The organism is Winogradskyella sp. HaHa_3_26 (assembly GCF_019278425.1).
GTDB classification, from domain to species: domain Bacteria; phylum Bacteroidota; class Bacteroidia; order Flavobacteriales; family Flavobacteriaceae; genus Winogradskyella; species Winogradskyella undariae.
The window spans coordinates 2,681,214-2,699,481 of record NZ_CP058981.1 but is presented as its reverse complement, the minus strand read 5'-3'; the positions used below and the strand labels follow the sequence as shown (position 1 = coordinate 2,699,481).

22 protein-coding genes are annotated in these 18,268 nt (G+C 32.0%); 16 read left to right on the top strand and 6 right to left on the bottom strand.

All coding sequences use genetic code 11. The features are described from left to right. Positions 1-8: 8 nt before the first annotated feature. From H0I32_RS11565 to H0I32_RS11550, 4 genes are all read left to right on the top strand, one after another. Positions 9-569, top strand: coding sequence for a hypothetical protein (locus tag H0I32_RS11565; RefSeq protein ID WP_179313658.1), 561 nt, complete (start codon positions 9-11; stop codon positions 567-569). After that, positions 566-1,009, top strand: coding sequence for a hypothetical protein (locus tag H0I32_RS11560; RefSeq protein WP_179313657.1), 444 nt, complete (start codon positions 566-568; stop codon positions 1,007-1,009). Before H0I32_RS11565 ends, H0I32_RS11560 begins: the two co-directional genes overlap by 4 nt. A gap of 164 nt (positions 1,010-1,173) precedes the next feature. Further along, positions 1,174-3,018 (top strand): PLP-dependent transferase, encoded by a 1,845-nt coding sequence (locus H0I32_RS11555; RefSeq protein ID WP_179313656.1) that lies wholly within the window; start codon positions 1,174-1,176, stop codon positions 3,016-3,018. Positions 3,019-3,212: 194 nt separating this feature from the next. Then, positions 3,213-3,512 carry an immunity 53 family protein gene (locus H0I32_RS11550; RefSeq protein ID WP_179313655.1) on the top strand — a complete coding sequence of 100 codons (300 nt, stop codon included), beginning with the start codon at positions 3,213-3,215 and terminating at the stop codon, positions 3,510-3,512. Positions 3,513-3,568: 56 nt separating this feature from the next. Here the strand turns inward: H0I32_RS11550 and H0I32_RS11545 are convergent, their stop codons facing one another. From H0I32_RS11545 to H0I32_RS11525, 5 genes are all read right to left on the bottom strand, one after another. Continuing rightward, positions 3,569-4,294, bottom strand: a complete 726-nt coding sequence (locus tag H0I32_RS11545) for an SDR family oxidoreductase (protein WP_179313654.1) — start codon at positions 4,292-4,294, stop codon at positions 3,569-3,571. A gap of 130 nt (positions 4,295-4,424) precedes the next feature. Then, positions 4,425-4,949 (bottom strand): DUF4136 domain-containing protein, encoded by a 525-nt coding sequence (locus H0I32_RS11540; protein WP_173587828.1) that lies wholly within the window; start codon positions 4,947-4,949, stop codon positions 4,425-4,427. 82 nt (positions 4,950-5,031) lie between these two features. Beyond that, the gene (locus tag H0I32_RS11535) at positions 5,032-5,745 is read right to left on the bottom strand and encodes an ion transporter (protein WP_179313653.1); all 714 of its coding nucleotides are present in this window, start codon (positions 5,743-5,745) and stop codon (positions 5,032-5,034) included. Positions 5,746-5,760: 15 nt separating this feature from the next. Then, positions 5,761-6,759 (bottom strand): GTPase ObgE, encoded by a 999-nt coding sequence (gene obgE / locus H0I32_RS11530; RefSeq protein WP_173587826.1) that lies wholly within the window; start codon positions 6,757-6,759, stop codon positions 5,761-5,763. A 63-nt stretch (positions 6,760-6,822) separates the two neighbouring features. Beyond that, positions 6,823-7,932 carry an adenylate kinase gene (locus H0I32_RS11525; RefSeq protein ID WP_179313652.1) on the bottom strand — a complete coding sequence of 370 codons (1,110 nt, stop codon included), beginning with the start codon at positions 7,930-7,932 and terminating at the stop codon, positions 6,823-6,825. 168 nt (positions 7,933-8,100) lie between these two features. On the opposite strand from H0I32_RS11525, the gene H0I32_RS11520 reads away from it, so the two are divergent. The 12 genes from H0I32_RS11520 to H0I32_RS11465 all read left to right on the top strand — a co-directional run bounded on the left by H0I32_RS11520 (position 8,101) and on the right by H0I32_RS11465 (position 17,352). Beyond that, entirely contained in the window at positions 8,101-9,255 is a 1,155-nt protein-coding gene (locus tag H0I32_RS11520; RefSeq protein ID WP_179313651.1) for a 5-(carboxyamino)imidazole ribonucleotide synthase, read from the top strand. A 208-nt stretch (positions 9,256-9,463) separates the two neighbouring features. Continuing rightward, a complete protein-coding gene (gene purE, locus H0I32_RS11515) occupies positions 9,464-9,949 on the top strand; it encodes a 5-(carboxyamino)imidazole ribonucleotide mutase (protein ID WP_173587823.1) in 486 nt (161 codons plus the stop codon). 106 nt (positions 9,950-10,055) lie between these two features. Beyond that, entirely contained in the window at positions 10,056-10,406 is a 351-nt protein-coding gene (locus H0I32_RS11510) for a GIY-YIG nuclease family protein (protein WP_179313650.1), read from the top strand. A 46-nt stretch (positions 10,407-10,452) separates the two neighbouring features. After that, entirely contained in the window at positions 10,453-12,483 is a 2,031-nt protein-coding gene (locus H0I32_RS11505; protein WP_179313649.1) for a M3 family metallopeptidase, read from the top strand. A 12-nt stretch (positions 12,484-12,495) separates the two neighbouring features. Continuing rightward, on the top strand, positions 12,496-13,293 hold the full coding sequence (locus tag H0I32_RS11500) for a hypothetical protein (protein ID WP_246293601.1): 798 nt from the start codon (positions 12,496-12,498) through the stop codon (positions 13,291-13,293). Positions 13,294-13,339: 46 nt separating this feature from the next. Next, entirely contained in the window at positions 13,340-13,843 is a 504-nt protein-coding gene (locus H0I32_RS11495) for a GbsR/MarR family transcriptional regulator (protein ID WP_179313648.1), read from the top strand. 146 nt (positions 13,844-13,989) lie between these two features. Beyond that, positions 13,990-14,811 (top strand): hypothetical protein, encoded by an 822-nt coding sequence (locus tag H0I32_RS11490; protein ID WP_179313647.1) that lies wholly within the window; start codon positions 13,990-13,992, stop codon positions 14,809-14,811. Between the two features lies 1 nt (position 14,812). After that, a complete protein-coding gene (locus H0I32_RS11485) occupies positions 14,813-15,166 on the top strand; it encodes a hypothetical protein (RefSeq protein ID WP_179313646.1) in 354 nt (117 codons plus the stop codon). A 3-nt stretch (positions 15,167-15,169) separates the two neighbouring features. Then, positions 15,170-15,556 carry a hypothetical protein gene (locus H0I32_RS11480; protein WP_173587817.1) on the top strand — a complete coding sequence of 129 codons (387 nt, stop codon included), beginning with the start codon at positions 15,170-15,172 and terminating at the stop codon, positions 15,554-15,556. A gap of 2 nt (positions 15,557-15,558) precedes the next feature. After that, positions 15,559-16,452, top strand: coding sequence for a TIGR01777 family oxidoreductase (locus tag H0I32_RS11475; protein WP_179313645.1), 894 nt, complete (start codon positions 15,559-15,561; stop codon positions 16,450-16,452). Positions 16,453-16,507: 55 nt separating this feature from the next. Beyond that, entirely contained in the window at positions 16,508-17,065 is a 558-nt protein-coding gene (locus H0I32_RS11470) for a sigma-70 family RNA polymerase sigma factor (RefSeq protein WP_179313644.1), read from the top strand. A gap of 32 nt (positions 17,066-17,097) precedes the next feature. Beyond that, on the top strand, positions 17,098-17,352 hold the full coding sequence (locus H0I32_RS11465; protein WP_179313643.1) for a hypothetical protein: 255 nt from the start codon (positions 17,098-17,100) through the stop codon (positions 17,350-17,352). Here H0I32_RS11465 and H0I32_RS11460 read toward each other — a convergent pair. Continuing rightward, a complete protein-coding gene (locus H0I32_RS11460; protein WP_179313642.1) occupies positions 17,338-18,174 on the bottom strand; it encodes a hypothetical protein in 837 nt (278 codons plus the stop codon). The genes H0I32_RS11465 and H0I32_RS11460 overlap by 15 nt on opposite strands. Between the last annotated feature and the right edge of the window lie 94 nt (positions 18,175-18,268).

Genomic DNA, 18,268 nt, shown 5'->3' with positions numbered 1-18,268 from the left:
ATTTCTTAATGAGAAGACACAAAGCCATTCGATTTTTAATGGTCATATCTGTGTTATTGGTGCTCATCATGTTTTTAACCATGGTGGTCAAAGAATATTACGAATTGAAGGGCACTATTTTTATATCTGCGCTTCTAATTCTACCAACATTAATTTTCGGATACAAATATTTAGATTTACACCACGAAGATTACGCCTACGAGAAAATATCTGTCGTTATTTGGGTTCCAACTGGCGCAGTACTATGTTACCTCTTAAATATTGTTGGTGGTTTAGGTAGTATTTTAGCTGTGGGTATTGTTGGCACTATTGCTGCATTTTTACCGCATCTCAATAAAAGATCTAATTATTTAAAACAATTACCTGCAAGTATTTATTGTGGTGCTTTTGTAGGGATGTCTAGTGTAGAAACAACGCCTCATATTTGGTTTGTAATTGCTGCCGGAACCTTAGCGGGTTTCTTTTTTATGATCTCTAAAAATTTATTTTTAGGTGTTGGCGGTAAGCTAGGAACTATGGCTTTTGGTGGTGTTATTGCTGCTTCATTTATATACTGGTTAATTGTATGAACGAATTTATCCTCATCACATCTGGTATTTTAGGTGCAACACTAACTTTTTTTATTAGTGAAAAACTTAGGCAAGGTGCTGTTAAAGCTTCGGCATTACTGTCTTTAATTGTTGGATTGTTCTTTTATTGCTTTCCAGACTTACTTAGCCCTTACTTAACGAAGCATATTCAAATTGTATTTATAGGCTCATCATTTATCGGCATGGTTTCAGCAAGCACCATGAAGAGTTATACACTATTAGCGATAGCAGGAACACTATTCACTATTATCTATATGAGTAAAAAAAATGTGTTTAATGGCTATGGCGGATCATTAGGAACGCTTGCTTTTGTTTCATTACTGAGCACAATGGCATTTGCAACAGCTGTATCACAACAAACTAAAATTAAGAATACAATTTCAGTCTTTTGGAAAAAGATATTCAAACGTAAAAAGTAACTTCACTTTTCTTATTTTAAATCTATTTTCATCTCAAAAAACTTATAAAAAGAATGCCTTAGGGATTATAACATAGTCTTATGAAAACTATAACAAACATCCTGTAAGGCTTTAAAGAAATTCTTAACTAACGTATCTTTACAACCTATTTAAAAGTGGAAATTATGCAAGACAATAAAACACTCAATTATATAAAAGATGTATTAGAACAAATGCCTTCAGACTGGCTAAATCTAACAACGCATCGATTAGATATTTACAATGAAAAATTGGCTAAAACACAATTTTTAGATCAGTTTGAAACCTTATACAAAGACAATAATTCAGAATCTTCTGCATTAAAAGTTTTACCTACAGCATACGATTATATTCGATTAGGTCACCCACTATCTAGTATTTTAGAATGGGGAATTGCCAACTTAAACGATTTACATTCTGAAAATGTGATTAGTTTTGGTTCTCAAACAGTTCCTGTTTTAGCAATTCTAAGAACCAATTTATTAGAAAACAAAAACACGCAAATTGTTTATACAGATGCATTACCAAAATCTTTTGATGCTGCGCTTATAAAACATGTTTATGGCTACAATTTTGAAGTAAAACAAGTTGAAAAGGTAGACGACATTTCTAAATTTGAAGGCAGTACTATTTTTATTTCTAAAGAAGATAAAATTGGTAATTATGAACTGAATCCTAATATAGATTTCATTATAAGTCTACATGACCACCTTGGAAGTATTTTAGTCGTTAACGGAAAAGAAAACGAACATTATGTTTCCGATATTCAGCATGTAAGACGAAGAGAAACTGTTGCCATGACACCTTCTAATTCTCTTATCGCTTTAAAAGCATTAGTAGCTCAAACATATATTGCTGCCAAAGATGACAATGTTGAAGCCAATAAAGCTAGTGTTTTAAATTCCCTTAAAGACATTACAGCAACCACAGCATTACCTTTAGTGGCTTCTAGCGGACTTTCTATGCAATATGCCATTATGATGGGATTGGTTGATGATGCGCTAGAAAAACACAAAGGAAAAGCTATTAAATTTATTGTACCACCAAACTGTTATGGCGGCACCAATGACCAAGCCAGACGTGTTGCTGCATGTTTAGATAATGTGGAAGTTGTAGATTTACCTGTGGATGGTGATAACGATATGGTGCAAAGTATTCATACTGTTTTAACTAAAGTTGCTCTAGAGGATGCCGTTCCTTACATCATTGCTGAAATCCCAACAAATCCTAGAGTTGAAGTTCCGGATTTAGATGCCTTAAAATCAGCTCTAAGTAAAGAACGAAAAACAGCCGACGGTAATATTGCTATTGATCCTGTATTTATACTAGATCAGACTTTCTGCCCTAATGTTCATTTTTTAGGTGAAGGTGAAATATTATCAACGGTAAGAACTATTTCTTACGCTAGTGGATCTAAATTTCCAAGTGGCGGAAAATGTACTGCAGGTTATTGTGTGGCCAACAATAAAGCAGAAGCGCTAATTGAAAAAATAGAACTTCATTTAACGTTATGTGATAATGAAGCTACAGATCAGCAATACGAAATATTAGCAAAGCAATTACCGTCTATGAATCAAAGAATTACAGATGCTTACACTAACACACGCGATTTTGTAAACTATATTCATGAAACATTACCTGGTGCTAAAATCAATTTTGTTTCTGAAGAATTAGCTGCACAAGGATTTACACCTTCTGTTTTTTCATTAGATCTTCCTACAAAAGGAAATACTGCTGTAGAAAAAGAAACGTATAAACGTGCTTTAAATCATAAGTTAATCAACTTAATGATTACAGAAATCCCTGATGAGAGTAAATACTGTGTGAGTTACGGTCAATTAAAAGGTTGTTACTGGACGATTCCGGCAACTTCTACCCAAGGTACCACAAAAGAAGGCGATAAAGATTATATTGCACGTGTTGCTTTGTCACCAAATATGGATTTAGAATTACACAAAAAAGTGTTTTTAGATTTTGTTGAAAGCATATAAATAATAGTCATCGTCAGTTCGAGTGTTTATTGATTTGAAGTGCAACGGAAAATCAATAAATGTATCGAGAACAATTTGTTTTACTAACCGTTCTCGATACGATTTTAAAAAATTAAAATCACTCGAACTGACGTTGAATATCGATTGAGGATTTCAAAATATACAAGTAAAATCAATTTTAATAAAAAATACAAATGGAAATTTTAGAGTGGATACAAGATTGGTTTAAAGAGAATGCCGATGGCGAATGGGAAAAAGGTGATGCGATCCAAATAACCACTTTAGACAATCCAGGTTGGGATGTTGAAATTGATATTTCAAAAACATCAATAGCTAATCTTGAAATAAAATGGGTTCTTAACGAAAACGGCAGACAAGATTGGTATGGCGTAAAAATTTCTAATAAAAGATTTAGAGCCGCTGGTGATGCTAGCAAACTAACTTTTCTATTGAATCTTTTTAGAGAGATGATTGAGAAAATTGAAAACGAATAAGGAAACCTTAAAAGTCTCCCGATTCGTTTTTATATATTTCGTAAAAACAAGATTCTCTACTTGCTAGGAGGCGTTGTTGGTCGCACCTCTATTTTACTAGGTAAAGTTCTAGGATTCATTTTTAATAAATCGACAACCAACTCTCCTATATCTTCTATCTGAATTTTCCATGCTTGATCTTCACTAGGCGTATTTCCGTTAAAATATGTAGATACAGAACCTGGCATAATGGTACTGACTTTAACGCCATACTTACGCAAATCTAACATTACAGCTTGGGTAAAGCCTGTTAATCCAAATTTGCTAGCATTATAAGCAGAACCTTTAGCAAAGAAGTTTGCACCTGCTAAACTAGATATCGTAATGTAATATCCTTTAGATTCTTTAAGTGCTTTAACACTCGCTTTTATTGAATTAAATGCCCCTGTAAGATTGGTATCAATAGTATCATTCCACTGTTCTACGGTTAAATCTTCAATACTAGCAAAAAGTCCTAAACCTGCATTTGCAATTACAATATCTAATTGACCAAATACACTTATGGCTTGCTTTACTGCTTCTTCTTGACTTTCTAATTGTCTTACATCTGCTTGAACCCCAATTATAGACCCAACACAATTTGTTTTAGAAGCTAATTCATTTGCAACTTCTTCTGCAGAGTTCTTATCTCTACTTGTAATTACAACTTTTAAACCTTGATTAAGTAATGCTTCTGCCACTCCATATCCGATTCCTTTTGTACCTCCTGTAATTAAGGCTACTTTCCCTTTTAAATTTTTCATTCTTTTCTTTTTACCAAATTCACAAAACAAGAAAGGAAACAATACTTTTAGAATGTTAGGATTATGATAAAATCTACTTAATCTTATCCTTATCTAAAGCTATAAGCTATAAGCTATAAGCTAATCTATATTATTCATTTTGCTTTGGTGGATAACTTGAAAACACCTTTTCTACTATAACCTTAAACTGTTCTTCTCGCTTTTCAGGTATGTCATTATCAGTATAGCTACTTTCAGTTATAGCTTGCCAAAACATCCCTGTTTTTGTATCGTCTACAAACTCGATACTAATTTCTCTTGTTGCTTTATTTTGACCAATTGGAATACCAACAGAAAGTCCACCTCCAAGACGACCTCCGCCTCCACCGACGCCAACTCCGACATTACTATTATTTCGACCTTGAATATTTTGACTTTTAATATCTATGAAGAAATCAGGATTTTCAGATCGCGTTAAGCCCATTGTTTCAAGTTTAGCATCCATAACTCTAATTAAACGTTTATTATCTAATTCAGATAAGCCTGTAGTCATATCATCAAAGTAATTGTAAGATTTGTAAGTATTGAAATCTGTTGCCTTTTCATAGTCGTAATTAACTTTTACAGCACAAGACACTAATAGAAAAGTAATCAATAGAAATTTTAAAGACTTCATATTTTTTATTTTAAAAATATGAAAAATCAAATACTAATACCAAAATGTTTCGCTAATTAAATATTAACGTACTTATTTAAAACTATTCACCTTCATCGTTAGGCTCAATAGCTTTCGTTAAAGAAGATGAAATAATACCCGTTGGAATTGCAACAACCCCTAAACCAATTAACAGCATAAAGAATGTAAAAATCCGACCACCAATAGTAATTGGATAAACATCACCATAACCAACAGTTGTTAAGGTTACGATAGACCACCAAAGACTTGAAAATATAGAAGAAAAATGCTCTGGTTGTGCTTGGTTTTCAAAATAATAAATACCTACTGCTGTAAAATAGATAAGCATCAAAGTAATCATCATAAAAAGAATAATCTGCTCTTTTGCCAAGCGCATGGCATTTGCAAAATGACGCATAGCCTTATTATAACGCACCAGTTTAAACAATCTAAACAAACGGAACATACGCAATAAACGCAGCGAACGTAAATCGATACCGAAAGACAAATAAAAAGGTAGAATAGCTAAAAAATCTACGATACCGAAAAAGCTAAAAATAAATTTAGTCTTATTCTCAGCGACGTAGATACGAGCTAAATATTCGAATGTGAATACAATGACACAAAAAGCCTCAATAGCTTTTAAAACTAAATGAATTTGTGGTTTTAAATCAGGTAAAGTCTCAATTGAAAATGTTATAACAGATAATATAATTAGAAACTGAATGAAATAAGCAAACCGTAAACTCCTTTTAGTTCCGTTAAGTTCTACGAGGCTTTTGAGATATGCTTTCATTCTAATAAATAATCATTAATTGTTTAATAATTTCCAAAGTTGATCTTTTAATTCCACTAAACCTTGCTGTGCGACAGAAGATATAAATAGATAATCTACAGATAAATCTTTATCTAATATTGTAGATATTTCAGACTTTAATTCATCATCCAACATATCAGATTTAGAAACCACCACAAGGCGATCTTTATCTAACATTTCAGGATTATAACGTCTAAGTTCGTCTTCTAATATTTCGTATTGCTTAACAATATCTTCAGCATCTGCAGGAATTAAAAATAGCAGAATTGAATTTCGTTCAATATGCCTTAAGAAATAATACCCTAAACCTTTTCCTTCTGCAGCACCTTCAATAATACCAGGAATATCAGCCATTACAAATGACTTAAAATCACGATACTCAACGATACCTAAGTTAGGTTTTAAAGTTGTAAACTCATAATCTGCAATTTTAGGTTTTGCAGAAGTTAAAACAGAAAGCAATGTTGATTTTCCTGCGTTAGGAAATCCAACCAATCCAACATCTGCTAAAACTTTAAGTTCTAAAGTAATATCGAGTTCTTCAAGAGGAATACCAGGTTGCGCATAACGAGGCGTTTGGTTTACTGAATTTTTAAAATGCCAGTTACCACGTCCTCCCATTCCTCCTTTAACTACAATTCTTTCCTCACCTTCATCGGTAATTTCAAACATTATAGTATCAGTTTCAGAATCACGGACAACAGTTCCTAATGGTACATCTACGTAGATATCTTCACCATCTGCACCTGTACTTCTTCCTGAACTACCATGAGAACCATGGCCTGCTCTAAAGTGTCTTTTAAACTTTAAATGGATTAATGTCCAAAGATTAGAGTTTCCTCGTAAAATTACGTGACCTCCTCGTCCACCATCTCCACCATCTGGACCACCTTTAGCAATATATTTTTCGCGATGTAAATGCGATGATCCTTTTCCTCCGTTACCAGAAGACACATGCATTTTTACGTAGTCTACAAAATTTCCTTCAGTCATATTCATTTCCCACCAAAGTGGGAATCTTTTTAGTTAGATCCCTATTTTATTAGGAATAACAATTTATAATTTATCAATCGCAGCACTTAATCGTACTGTAATTTCTTCAATACTACCAACACCATCAACACCAAAATATTTATTTTGCTCAGCGTAATAATCTTTTAAGATGGCTGTTTTTTTATAGTATTCTTTTATTCTATTTCTAATAATGCTTTCATCAGCATCATCAGCTCTTCCGCTTGTTTCACCACGTTTTAATAAACGTTGTACTAACACCTCATCATCTACTTCTAAAGCTACCATGGCATTAATCTGAGAATCTTTAGTTTCCATTAATTCGTCTAATGCTTTTGCTTGAGCGTTAGTTCTTGGAAAACCATCGAAAATAAAACCTTTTGCATCTGCATTTTTATCAACTTCCTTATTCAACATGTCAATAGTTACCTGATCTGGCACTAACTCTCCTTTATCAATAAAAGACTTTGCTAACATTCCTAAAGCAGTTTTGTTTTTAATATTAAATCTAAAAACATCGCCTGTAGAAATATGAACTAGATCATATTTTTCCTTTAAAAAATCCGCTTGGGTTCCTTTTCCTGCACCAGGAGGGCCAAATAGCACTAAATTAGTCATGTGTTGTGTAGTTTTTAATTGATATACTGCTGGTAAATCTCTTCCTAATCCATCATAATCAAGACCGTAGCCAACGATGAATTTATTGGGGATTTCCATACCAACATAATGAAGTTTAAAATCTTTATTGTAAGCTTCAGGTTTATAAAACAACGTGGCAATAAGTAATTGTTTTACATTTTCATTTTTAAAAATACGGTGTACTTCCTCTAATGTATTACCTGTATCTATAATATCTTCTAAAATAACAACTGTTCTTCCTGTTAAATCTTGAGTCAATCCAATAAGACGTTGAATGTCTTCAGTTGACTTTACGCCTTCATAAGAAGCTAATTTAATAAAAGTAACTTCGCATGGTTTTGGATATTTCTTTACAAAATCGCTTACCACCATAAATGAGCCATTCAAAATCCCAATAAACACAGGTACTTCATCGCCTAAATCTGCAGCGACATCATTTGCCATTTTCTGTACAATAGTGTCTAATTCTTGTTCAGACACAAAAGGTTTAAAGTATAAATCGTGAAGCTTTACCACTGTCTTTTTATTTTAGAATGGCAAAGATACATATTTGATAGCTGATTGCACATTTTTTGATTTAGGAATTTATAAGTATATATCATTTTTACCGTATTTTTGCTCTTGAAAAGCAGATATTTAATCCTAAAAAAGTTTTCCTTTCTTATAAGGGAACAATAATCATTGATGAACTATTTTTCTTCAAATTTTAAACTTGGCATTCTTGGCGGCGGACAACTTGGTAAAATGATGTTGTACGACACTCGTAAATTTGACATTTATACTTGTGTTATAGATCCTAGCCCAGAAGCACCATCACGACTCGCTTGCGATGAATTTACTATTGGTGATTTAATGGATTACCAAACCGTTATTGACTTCGGAAAAAAAGTAGATGTTTTAACTTTTGAAATTGAAAACGTTAATGTTGATGCTTTAGAAACCCTTGAAAAAGAAGGTGTAAAAGTTTTCCCTTCTTCTAAAACATTAAGAACCATTCATAATAAAGCGACTCAAAAATTATTTTATCGCGATAATGACATTCCAACTGCTGAATTTTCAAGATTTGCATACACTTCTGAAATTGATGAAGCGGTTGACAATGGAGGATTAAGCTATCCTTTTGTATGGAAAAGTGCTCGATTTGGTTATGATGGCACAGGTGTAAAAGTGGTTAGAAGTCTTGTTGACTTAAGTGATTTACCAAATGTAGAATGTATCACCGAAAAGTTAATTCCTTTTAAAAATGAATTAGCTGTCATCGTTGCGAGAAACGAAAAAGGAGATGTAAAAACATATCCTGTGGTAGAGATGGAATTTCATCCAGAAGCTAACCAAGTTGAATATGTTATTTGTCCGGCTCGTATTCCTGATGCCATTGCAAAAAAAGCAGAAGCTGTAGCTTTAAAGGTCGCTTCTACTTTTAAACACGTTGGTTTATTGGCTGTTGAAATGTTTCAGACTGAAAACGATGAAATCTTAGTAAACGAAGTTGCACCAAGACCACATAACTCTGGTCATTACAGTATTGAAGCAAGCTACACGTCTCAATTTGAACAACAAATTAGATGTGTCTTAGGATTACCTCTTGGTAATACCGAAAGTAAAGTTGCTGGTGTTATGGTAAATCTTGTAGGTGCTGAAGGCCATACAGGAAATGTAGTCTATAAGAATATTGAAAACATCTTAGCAATGCACGGCGTTACACCGCACATTTATGGTAAAAAGCAAACAAGACCTTTTAGAAAAATGGGACATGTTACTATTGTAAATGAAGATATTGCTGTAGCTCGAAAAATTGCAGAACAAGTAAAGCAAACGATCGAAGTGATCAGTGAATAACCTTGATTTAATCACCTTAAATAATTTTAATCATTTCATATACGTTTCATCTTTTAAGAAACACAGAACCTATTTTAGTACTTTCTGTTAACGGATTCAAAAAAATTGGTAATACTACCTTAGTTATCTTAACTTTGGTGTCATCATTTTATACCCTATAAATAAGGATATTAAAAGTAATATTATTAAACAATAATCAACACAGAGAATGAGTAAAGTAGCCGTAATAATGGGAAGTAACAGCGACATGCCAGTAATGCAAGACGCTATAGATATATTAAAAGAATTTGATATTGAAGTTGAAGTTGATATCGTTTCTGCACATCGTACACCCGAAAAATTATTCGATTTTAGTAAAAACGCACACACTAGAGGTATCAAAGTTATTATCGCTGGTGCTGGTGGAGCTGCACATTTACCAGGTATGGTTGCTTCTTTATCACCATTACCAATTATTGGAGTGCCTGTAAAAAGTAGTAATTCTATTGACGGTTGGGATTCTGTATTATCTATTTTACAAATGCCAGGCGGAGTTCCTGTAGCAACTGTTGCACTTAATGGCGCTAAAAACGCTGGGATTTTAGCGGCTCAGATATTAGGTAGCGCAGACCAAAGTATTTTAAACAAAATAGTAGATTATAAGGAAGGGTTGAAAGCTAAAGTTATTGATTCTGCTAAGGGTTTAAATAACTAAGCACTCAATGTTTCTCGATGTCTGGTCGAGCGCAGTCGAGACCTATTTGGAGTTCTCGACTGCGCTCGAACGGACAAACATCTGTTGAACGAAACTAAGCAATTGTATGAAATCCTATTTTATTTACATTATTAAATGTTCCGATAATCTATTATACACTGGATTTACAAATAATATTTCGCGACGATTTAATGAACATGCAGAAGGATTAAACAAAACATGTTTCACTTTTAAAAGAAGGCCTTTAGAATTAATATTTCATCAAGAATTTAATGATGTAAATCAAGCTATTTATTTTGAGAAGAAAATCAAAAAATGGAGTTCTAAAAAGAAATTAGCATTAGCTAATGATGATTTCGATAGGCTTCAAATTTTATCTGAATGTAGAAATTTCACACATTCAAAATATAAACCTACAGAAATAGAGGTATCGACCGCACTCGACCAGACATACTAATAGATTACAAGTATCAATAATGTAATTCATATCAAAACAGAAAACAATGACAATTCTTAATAAAGCATTTGAAACACCATATAAAACAGCCCCTTTTTCAGAAATAAAAACAGAAGATTATTTACCGGCTTTTAAAGAAGGTATTAAAAAATCTAAAGCTGAAATTAATGCTATAACAACAAACACTGAAGCACCAACTTTTAAAAATACGATAGAAGCCTTAGATTATTCTGGCGAAGAATTAGATCGTCTTTCTAGTATTTTCTTCAATTTGAATTCAGCAGAAACCAATGACGAGATTCAGAAAATAGCACAAGAAGTTTCACCGCTTTTATCAGAATTTGGTAATGACATTACGTTAAATGAAGCTTTATTTAAACGTGTAAAAGCTGTTTACGATTCTAAATCTACTTTAGATTTAACAACAGAACAAGCCACACTTCTTGATAAAAGATATAAAGGATTCTCTAGAAACGGAGCAAATTTAGCTGAAGACAAAAAGACCAAACTAAGAGCGATTGACAAAGAATTAAGTCAATTAAAATTAAAATTTGGCGAACATATTCTTGCCGAAACCAACGCTTACGAATTACACCTTACCAACGAAGACGATCTTTCAGGTTTGCCTGAAGGTGCAAAAGAAGCCGCTAAGCAATTAGCAGAAAGCAAGGATAAAGACGGTTGGTTAATTACGTTAGATTACCCAAGTTATATTCCGTTTATGACGTATGCGGACAATAGAAAATTAAGAGAAGAACTCTCTAAAGCTTTTGGTAGAAAAGGATTTCAGAATAACGAATTAGACAATCAAGATATCGTTCTTAAAATTGCAAAGCTACGTTTTGAGCGCGCTCAACTTTTAGGCTATAAAACGCATGCACATTTTGTTTTAGAAGAACGTATGGCACAAACGCCAGAAAAAGTAACATCTTTTTTAAATGAACTATTAGAAAAAGCAAAACCTGCTGCTAAAGATGAATTTAAAGCACTTGAAGATTTTGCTAAAGATTTAGATGATATTGACCAACTTCAGAAATGGGATTCTGGTTATTATTCTGAAAAATTGAAACAAAAATTATTCAATTTAGATGATGAACAGTTGAAGCCTTATTTCAAATTAGAAAACGTTATTAACGGTGCTTTTACCGTTGCTGAAAAATTATTTGGATTACAATTTGAAGAAATTGATACCATTGATAAATACCACGAAGATGTATTAACTTATAAAGTTACAGATGCTGATGGTGAATTGGTATCGATATTCTATGCTGACTTTTTTCCAAGAGCAGGAAAACGAAACGGCGCATGGATGACCTCTTACAAACCGCAAATGATTAAAGATGGTAAAAACGAAAGACCACACATTTCTAACGTTTGTAATTTTACTAAACCAACAAAAAGTAAACCTTCTTTATTAACGTTTAATGAAGTTACTACGTTGTTTCATGAATTTGGTCACGGACTTCACGGCATGTTAGCCAACACAACCTACCCAAGTTTATCGGGAACAAGTGTGTATTGGGATTTTGTTGAATTACCAAGTCAGGTATTAGAAAACTGGTGTTACGAAAAAGAAGCTTTAGAGTTATTTGCGACGCATTATGAAACAGGTGAAGTGATTCCGATGGAATTGATTGAAAAAATTAAAGCCTCTGCGACGTTCCACGAAGGTATGCAAACGTTACGTCAGTTAAGTTTTGGATTATTAGACATGGCATGGCATGGTGTTGATCCTTCAGAAATTAAAGATGTAAAAGCTTACGAAGTTAAAGCTTTTGGCGACACAAGTCTATATCCTGATGTTGCTGAGAATTGTATGAGTACAGCATTCTCTCATATATTTCAAGGTGGTTATTCTTCTGGTTATTACAGTTACAAATGGGCCGAAGTTTTAGATGCCGATGCTTTTGAATATTTTAAAGAAGAAGGTATTTTCAACAAAACGGTTGCTGATAAATTTAAAACTTTTGTTTTATCTCAAGGTGGAACTGAAAACCCAATGACTTTATATAAAAAATTTAGAGGACAAGAACCAAAACCAGAAGCCTTATTGAGACGTGCTGGCTTGTTGAAATAAAATGAGAAGCTTATGCGTTCAATATTTATGAAACTATTAAAATTTATTGGACACATTATCATCGTTATAATTTTAACAACAATTACTCAAGTTGGTGGATTAATATGGTTGCTTGCTATTATTATTTCATATAAAATAAAAAAGGGAAAGCTCATTGTTTTCCCTTTACTTTATCTACTCTTCAATCTCGTAATTATTCCACCTTTTGCATCTTATTTAGGACGAGAAAAACTACCAACATTTAAAGAGAATTTGAAACCTCATAATTGGTTTTATCCATTAGCGTTTAGAAATTACGTTAATCCAGATTTAAAAAGTGAATTAGAAAACTCTGCTCATGCTTTAGCTGCATCAAATATTAAGATTACTTATTTAGATGCTAACTTTCCTTTTACTAATGGATTCTCTTTGCTTCCACATTTAAGTCATAATGATGGAAAAAAGATAGATATTTCGTTGATGTATTTAGATCAAGATGGAAATTCAACCAATAAAAAACCTTCTGTTTCTGGTTATGGTGTTTATGCTAACTCTAGTCAAAATCACACCTCTGTAAATTGTATGAAAAAAGGCTATTGGCAATATGATTTCACTAAATATCTTACCCTTGGCACTATTAATAATTTAAAATTAGATGATAAAAACACTAAATTATTAATAGAACAACTACTATCCATCCCAACAACGGAAAAGATATTTATAGAACCTCATCTTAAACAATCATTGGGATTACGTCATCAATCTAAAATTAGATTTACCGGCTGCCAAGCAGTAAGACACGACGACCATATTCATTATCAAACAAAATAAACTTTCAATAATTATTGAAAGTTTAAAAATTATTATATATTTGTGTATGGAATATCAAGAAGCAAAAGAAAAATTTATTAGTACTTGGGGAAGTTTAGGGTCACTTTGGGGCATAAACAAAGCTATGGCACAAATACAAGCATTGCTTTTTATTTCTACCAAACCACTGTCTATGGAAGAGGTTATGGAAGAGCTTAAAATTTCTCGTGGTAATACGAGTATGAATTTAAGACAATTAATGGATTGGGGAATTGTTACTAAAGTTTTAGTTTCTGGTGAACGAAAAGAATTCTTTACTACCGAAAAAGATGTACAAGAATTAGCACGTATTATCGCAAAAGAACGAAGCAGAAGAGAAATAAGACCTGTAATAAAAGTTTTAGAAGACGTCTCTTCTATTAAAGATGATGGCACGGAAAAAACAAAAGAGTTAATAAAACAAACCAAAGCTTTAAATCTACTTACACAAGACTTAGATACCTTAATGAATAAAATGGTCAATCAGAAACAGAATTGGTTAACAAAATCAGTTATGAAGCTGATGAAATAGCCCAACTAATAATCTCAATAAAGATTATTAAATGAATGCTCTATATGACAATTGAAAAGCAATAAACAAAAACAAAGGAAATAAGATTATATTTTTTTTAAATAAAACTTTCAGTATTTTCTGAAAGTTTAAAACAAACAAAAAGAATGAAAACACTACAAAACCAAACCTTACTTTACGACAGAGATTGCCCATTATGCAATGTTTATACAAGTGGATTCATAAAAACTAAAATGTTAGATCATAATGGTAGAAAAGCCTTTTGCAATTTAACTGATGAAGAACAAAATTTCATAGATTTAAATAGAGCTTCAAACGAAATTGCTCTTTTTGACAACCAAAGCAAAACAGTAATTTATGGAGTAGATAGTTTACTTAAAGTGATTGGTCATTCAATACCTCTAGTAGAAAGCATAGGGAATTTTAAACCTATAAAGTTTGGACTCAAAAAATCATATGCATTCATTTCATATAATAGAAAAGTAATTATCCCGAGTAAAATAGACAAAACAGAAACGTTACAGTGTGTACCAAGTTTTAATACTAAATACAGGTTAATTTATATTGTATTTGCAGCCATCATTACAAGTATTGTACTCTTTAAATTCAGTAAATTAATTACTATAATTCCGGCATCTAATTTATTAAGAGAAAGTGTAATTGCATTCGGTCAAATTGGGTTTCAAGCCTTATTCATTTCAAAATTAAACTTTAAAAAGCAACTGAATTACTTTGGTAATCTTATGACTATTTCATTAATGGGAAGTTTCATATTGATTCCTGTATTAATCTTAAACCCAATCATAGAACTACCACAAATAGCATTACTTTTTTGGTTTGGGCTAACAGTCTCATTTATGTTGTGTGAGCATATAAGACGTATTAAACTATTAGCGTTACCAAAGCATTTATCTGCAACTTGGGTACTTTACCGCCTTCTCGTTTTACTACTAATTTTATTTTTATAAGATGACTTACAACGCTATAACATACCTCTTGTATTTACCTCTAATTAGTTTTATTATGCTTAAGGTTGGCTGGCTGTTTTATAAAAATGGCGAAGTTTTTTTACTGAATTTATTCAACCAAAACCGCCCCTTAGTCACCAGTATTAATAAACTCTTATTAATTGGTTATTACTTACTAAATATTGGATACGCCATCTTAACTATTGCTTATTGGGAACATTTAGAAAGCGTAACAGACATCATCAACTCTTTAAGTCTAACCTTAGGAAGAATTATCATCGCATTAGCAATAATGCACTATAACAACATTTTTATTTTAAAATACATTCACAAGCAAAAACTTTTAAATCAATAAATTATGGAAAATTCTAAAATCATTATCGGCTACATTATTTACTTACCAATAGTTATTTTACTAACAATTTACATTTCTAAAATGCTATTTAAAAATGGCAAAATATTTATGATCGATATTTTTAAAGGCAAAGAAGAAATAGCATTAGCAACCAATAAGTTGTTCGAAATTGGATTTTACCTCATAAATATCGGGTTCGCACTATATATCATGAAAATCTACTCTAGCGCATACTCAACCATAAGCTATCAAACCTTGATGGAAATATTAAGCAAAAAAATTGGTGGATTCACTATCTATTTAGGCGTGATGTTATTCTTAAATCTATACTTGTTTTTTAGAGGAAGAAGAAAATCGAAACAAGTATTCACAACAACTAAAGCGTCTTAACCATGAAAACAATAATCATAGCAGGAGGCACTGGCTTCTTAGGCCAAGTTTTAGAAAACTATTTTACAAGTAATGGTTACGGCATTGTAATCTTAACTAGAAAACCCACCAAATCGAATCATATTTACTGGAACGCAAAAAATCTAGACCAATGGACCAAAGCACTTGAGGGTACATATGCACTCATCAACCTTACAGGTAAATCTGTAGATTGTAGATATACTGAAGCTAATAAAAAACTTATTCACGATTCTCGTATAGATTCTACTAACGTATTAGGAAAAACAATTCTTAAAAGCAAAAAACCACCAAAGGTTTGGCTTAACATGTCTACTTCAACAATTTATAAAGGTTCATATCAAAAACAAATGACGGAAGAAAACGGTGATGTTGGTAACGACTTTTCTATGAATATTGCTAAATCTTGGGAAGCTGCTTTTAATAATATAAAAATACCACAGACAAGAAAGGTCATCTTAAGAACCTCAATTGTATTAGGTAAAAACGGAGGTGCATTAATCCCTCTAAAACAATTAACAAAATTTGGATTAGGAGGAAAACAATGGCATGGCAAACAAAAAGTTAGTTGGATTCACGAAACTGATTTTGCAAGAGCTATTGATTTTTTAATAAAGAACAACCTCAACGGAGTCTTTAACATTGTTTCACCAAAACCAACTACAAATACTAAATTAATGACTACACTTAGAAGATCATTTAAAGTTCCTTTCGGAATTCCCCAACCAAAATGGCTCATCAAGTTGGGTGCAAAAATTATAAGTACAGAACCTGAATTGGTTCTAAAAAGTAGAAACGTCATTCCTGAAAAATTAATTCAAAAAGGATTCACATTTAAACATCAAACTATAGAACAGGCTATAAGTAATCTTATATAACTAAATTAATTCTCAATTTTTTAACTTATTTTTGACTTAGTAATCAAATCAATAAATGCCTAAGCACCAAATCAACCCAAACGATTGGGTAAAACTATATTCAGACTACCTCTTCAATTACACCATTACACGTGTAAGTGACAGAGAAATTGCTCAGGATTTAATTTCTGAAACATTTCTTGCTGGATTAAAATCAATGGTTAATTTTAAAGGAGAAGCAAGTGAACGTACTTGGCTAATTTCAATTTTAAAACGAAAGATCATTGATCATTATCGAAAAATAAATTCTAATAAAGGTAAAGCTGAAGTTAGAATGAACTATCATAGTGATACCGAAACGGAAGGCGATTGGCTAGAAGAGCGCGTTTCTGATGCCTCAGACAAAACAGCTGAAGACACATTAGTAAATTCTGAATTAGGTGATGCGATCTACGATTGCCTAGGTAAATTACCAGAAAAACAAGCCGAAGTTTTTAAAATGAAAACAATGTTAGATTATGATACAGAAACAATTTGTAAAGAATTGGATATTACTGCGTCTAACTTATGGGTGATTATCCACAGAGCACGAACAAGTTTAGCTGAGTGCATGGAAAAAAATTGGTATAATTAAATTGAAAATTCTGTTTACAGAAAAATATTAAGATGAAAAAAAGTTTTTTATTTGTTAGTTGCGATGAAGCTCAACATATTTGTGATAAAGCACAATACGGTGAAGCTTCAACCAGTGAACGACTTAAATTAATGTTGCGCTTGCTTTATTGCCATGTAACAAAAACCTATTCTAAAAAAAACACAAAATTATCAGAAACCATAGAAACTTCTAAAGTTCAATGTTTAAAAGCAGAAGAACGAAACAAGCTTCAATCTGAATTTGAAAAAGAATTAAGCAAACAGTAATAAAATTAATAACCAAACTATAGGTAAGCTCTCTACACAAAAAGCACTATAGTATTTCGATTGATTTTTATTCGAAAAAAGTAAAAACAATAATGTTACAGATGTAATTAGTAATGTTGATAAAACTGTATCAGCAACCAATTCATCTTTAAAAAAATCTAACATAAAGAAAATAGCCAAGAGTGAAACACCAATCACCTTGGTTTTTTTTACGCCTATTTTTTGAGGAATTGTTGCTAATTTTAAACTATCATAATTTAAATCTCTTATCTCAAAAGGGAGCATTAAAACAAGAACGTAACATAAACGTTGCAAACCAATAATAAGGACATCAGTGTTAATTTCATAATCTTGATTTACTACAGGTAAAATAACAGCAGTCACCGTCCAAATTAAAGCAATGAGATAAACTTTTAAACCTCCTATTTGCCTTAAATTTTTATGATCGTCAAATAAATAATGTTTCGGAATCATAATAGGAATAGCATAGAAAAAAGTAATAATACCAAGAACAGTTATACATATTAATGTATTTAACTTAAGCTGAAACAAATAATAGCTCATTGCAAAAAAAGCAAACAAAGAAAACACCTGTATGCTTTTTAACCATCCCGCTAAACTTCTATGGTGAAATTTAGCTACACCAAAAAACTTCACAAAATTGTAGCCTGTTATTGTTGCAAAAAAAACAAAATAGAGCAACTCTTTATCAAATTTTAAATTCAGCTCTATAAGTGTTACCCATGCTAATGCTAATGCTGCAAATGCAACATGAACACTACTATTTAGGTAAAAATTAAAAATCCGTTTCAACACATTCATAAAGCAAAAATAAGCATTGTGTTAATAACCTCTAATTTCGGTTAAAAACTTTAGCTTTCGTTAACTAAAAAATTAGGCTAAATATGTACTTTTG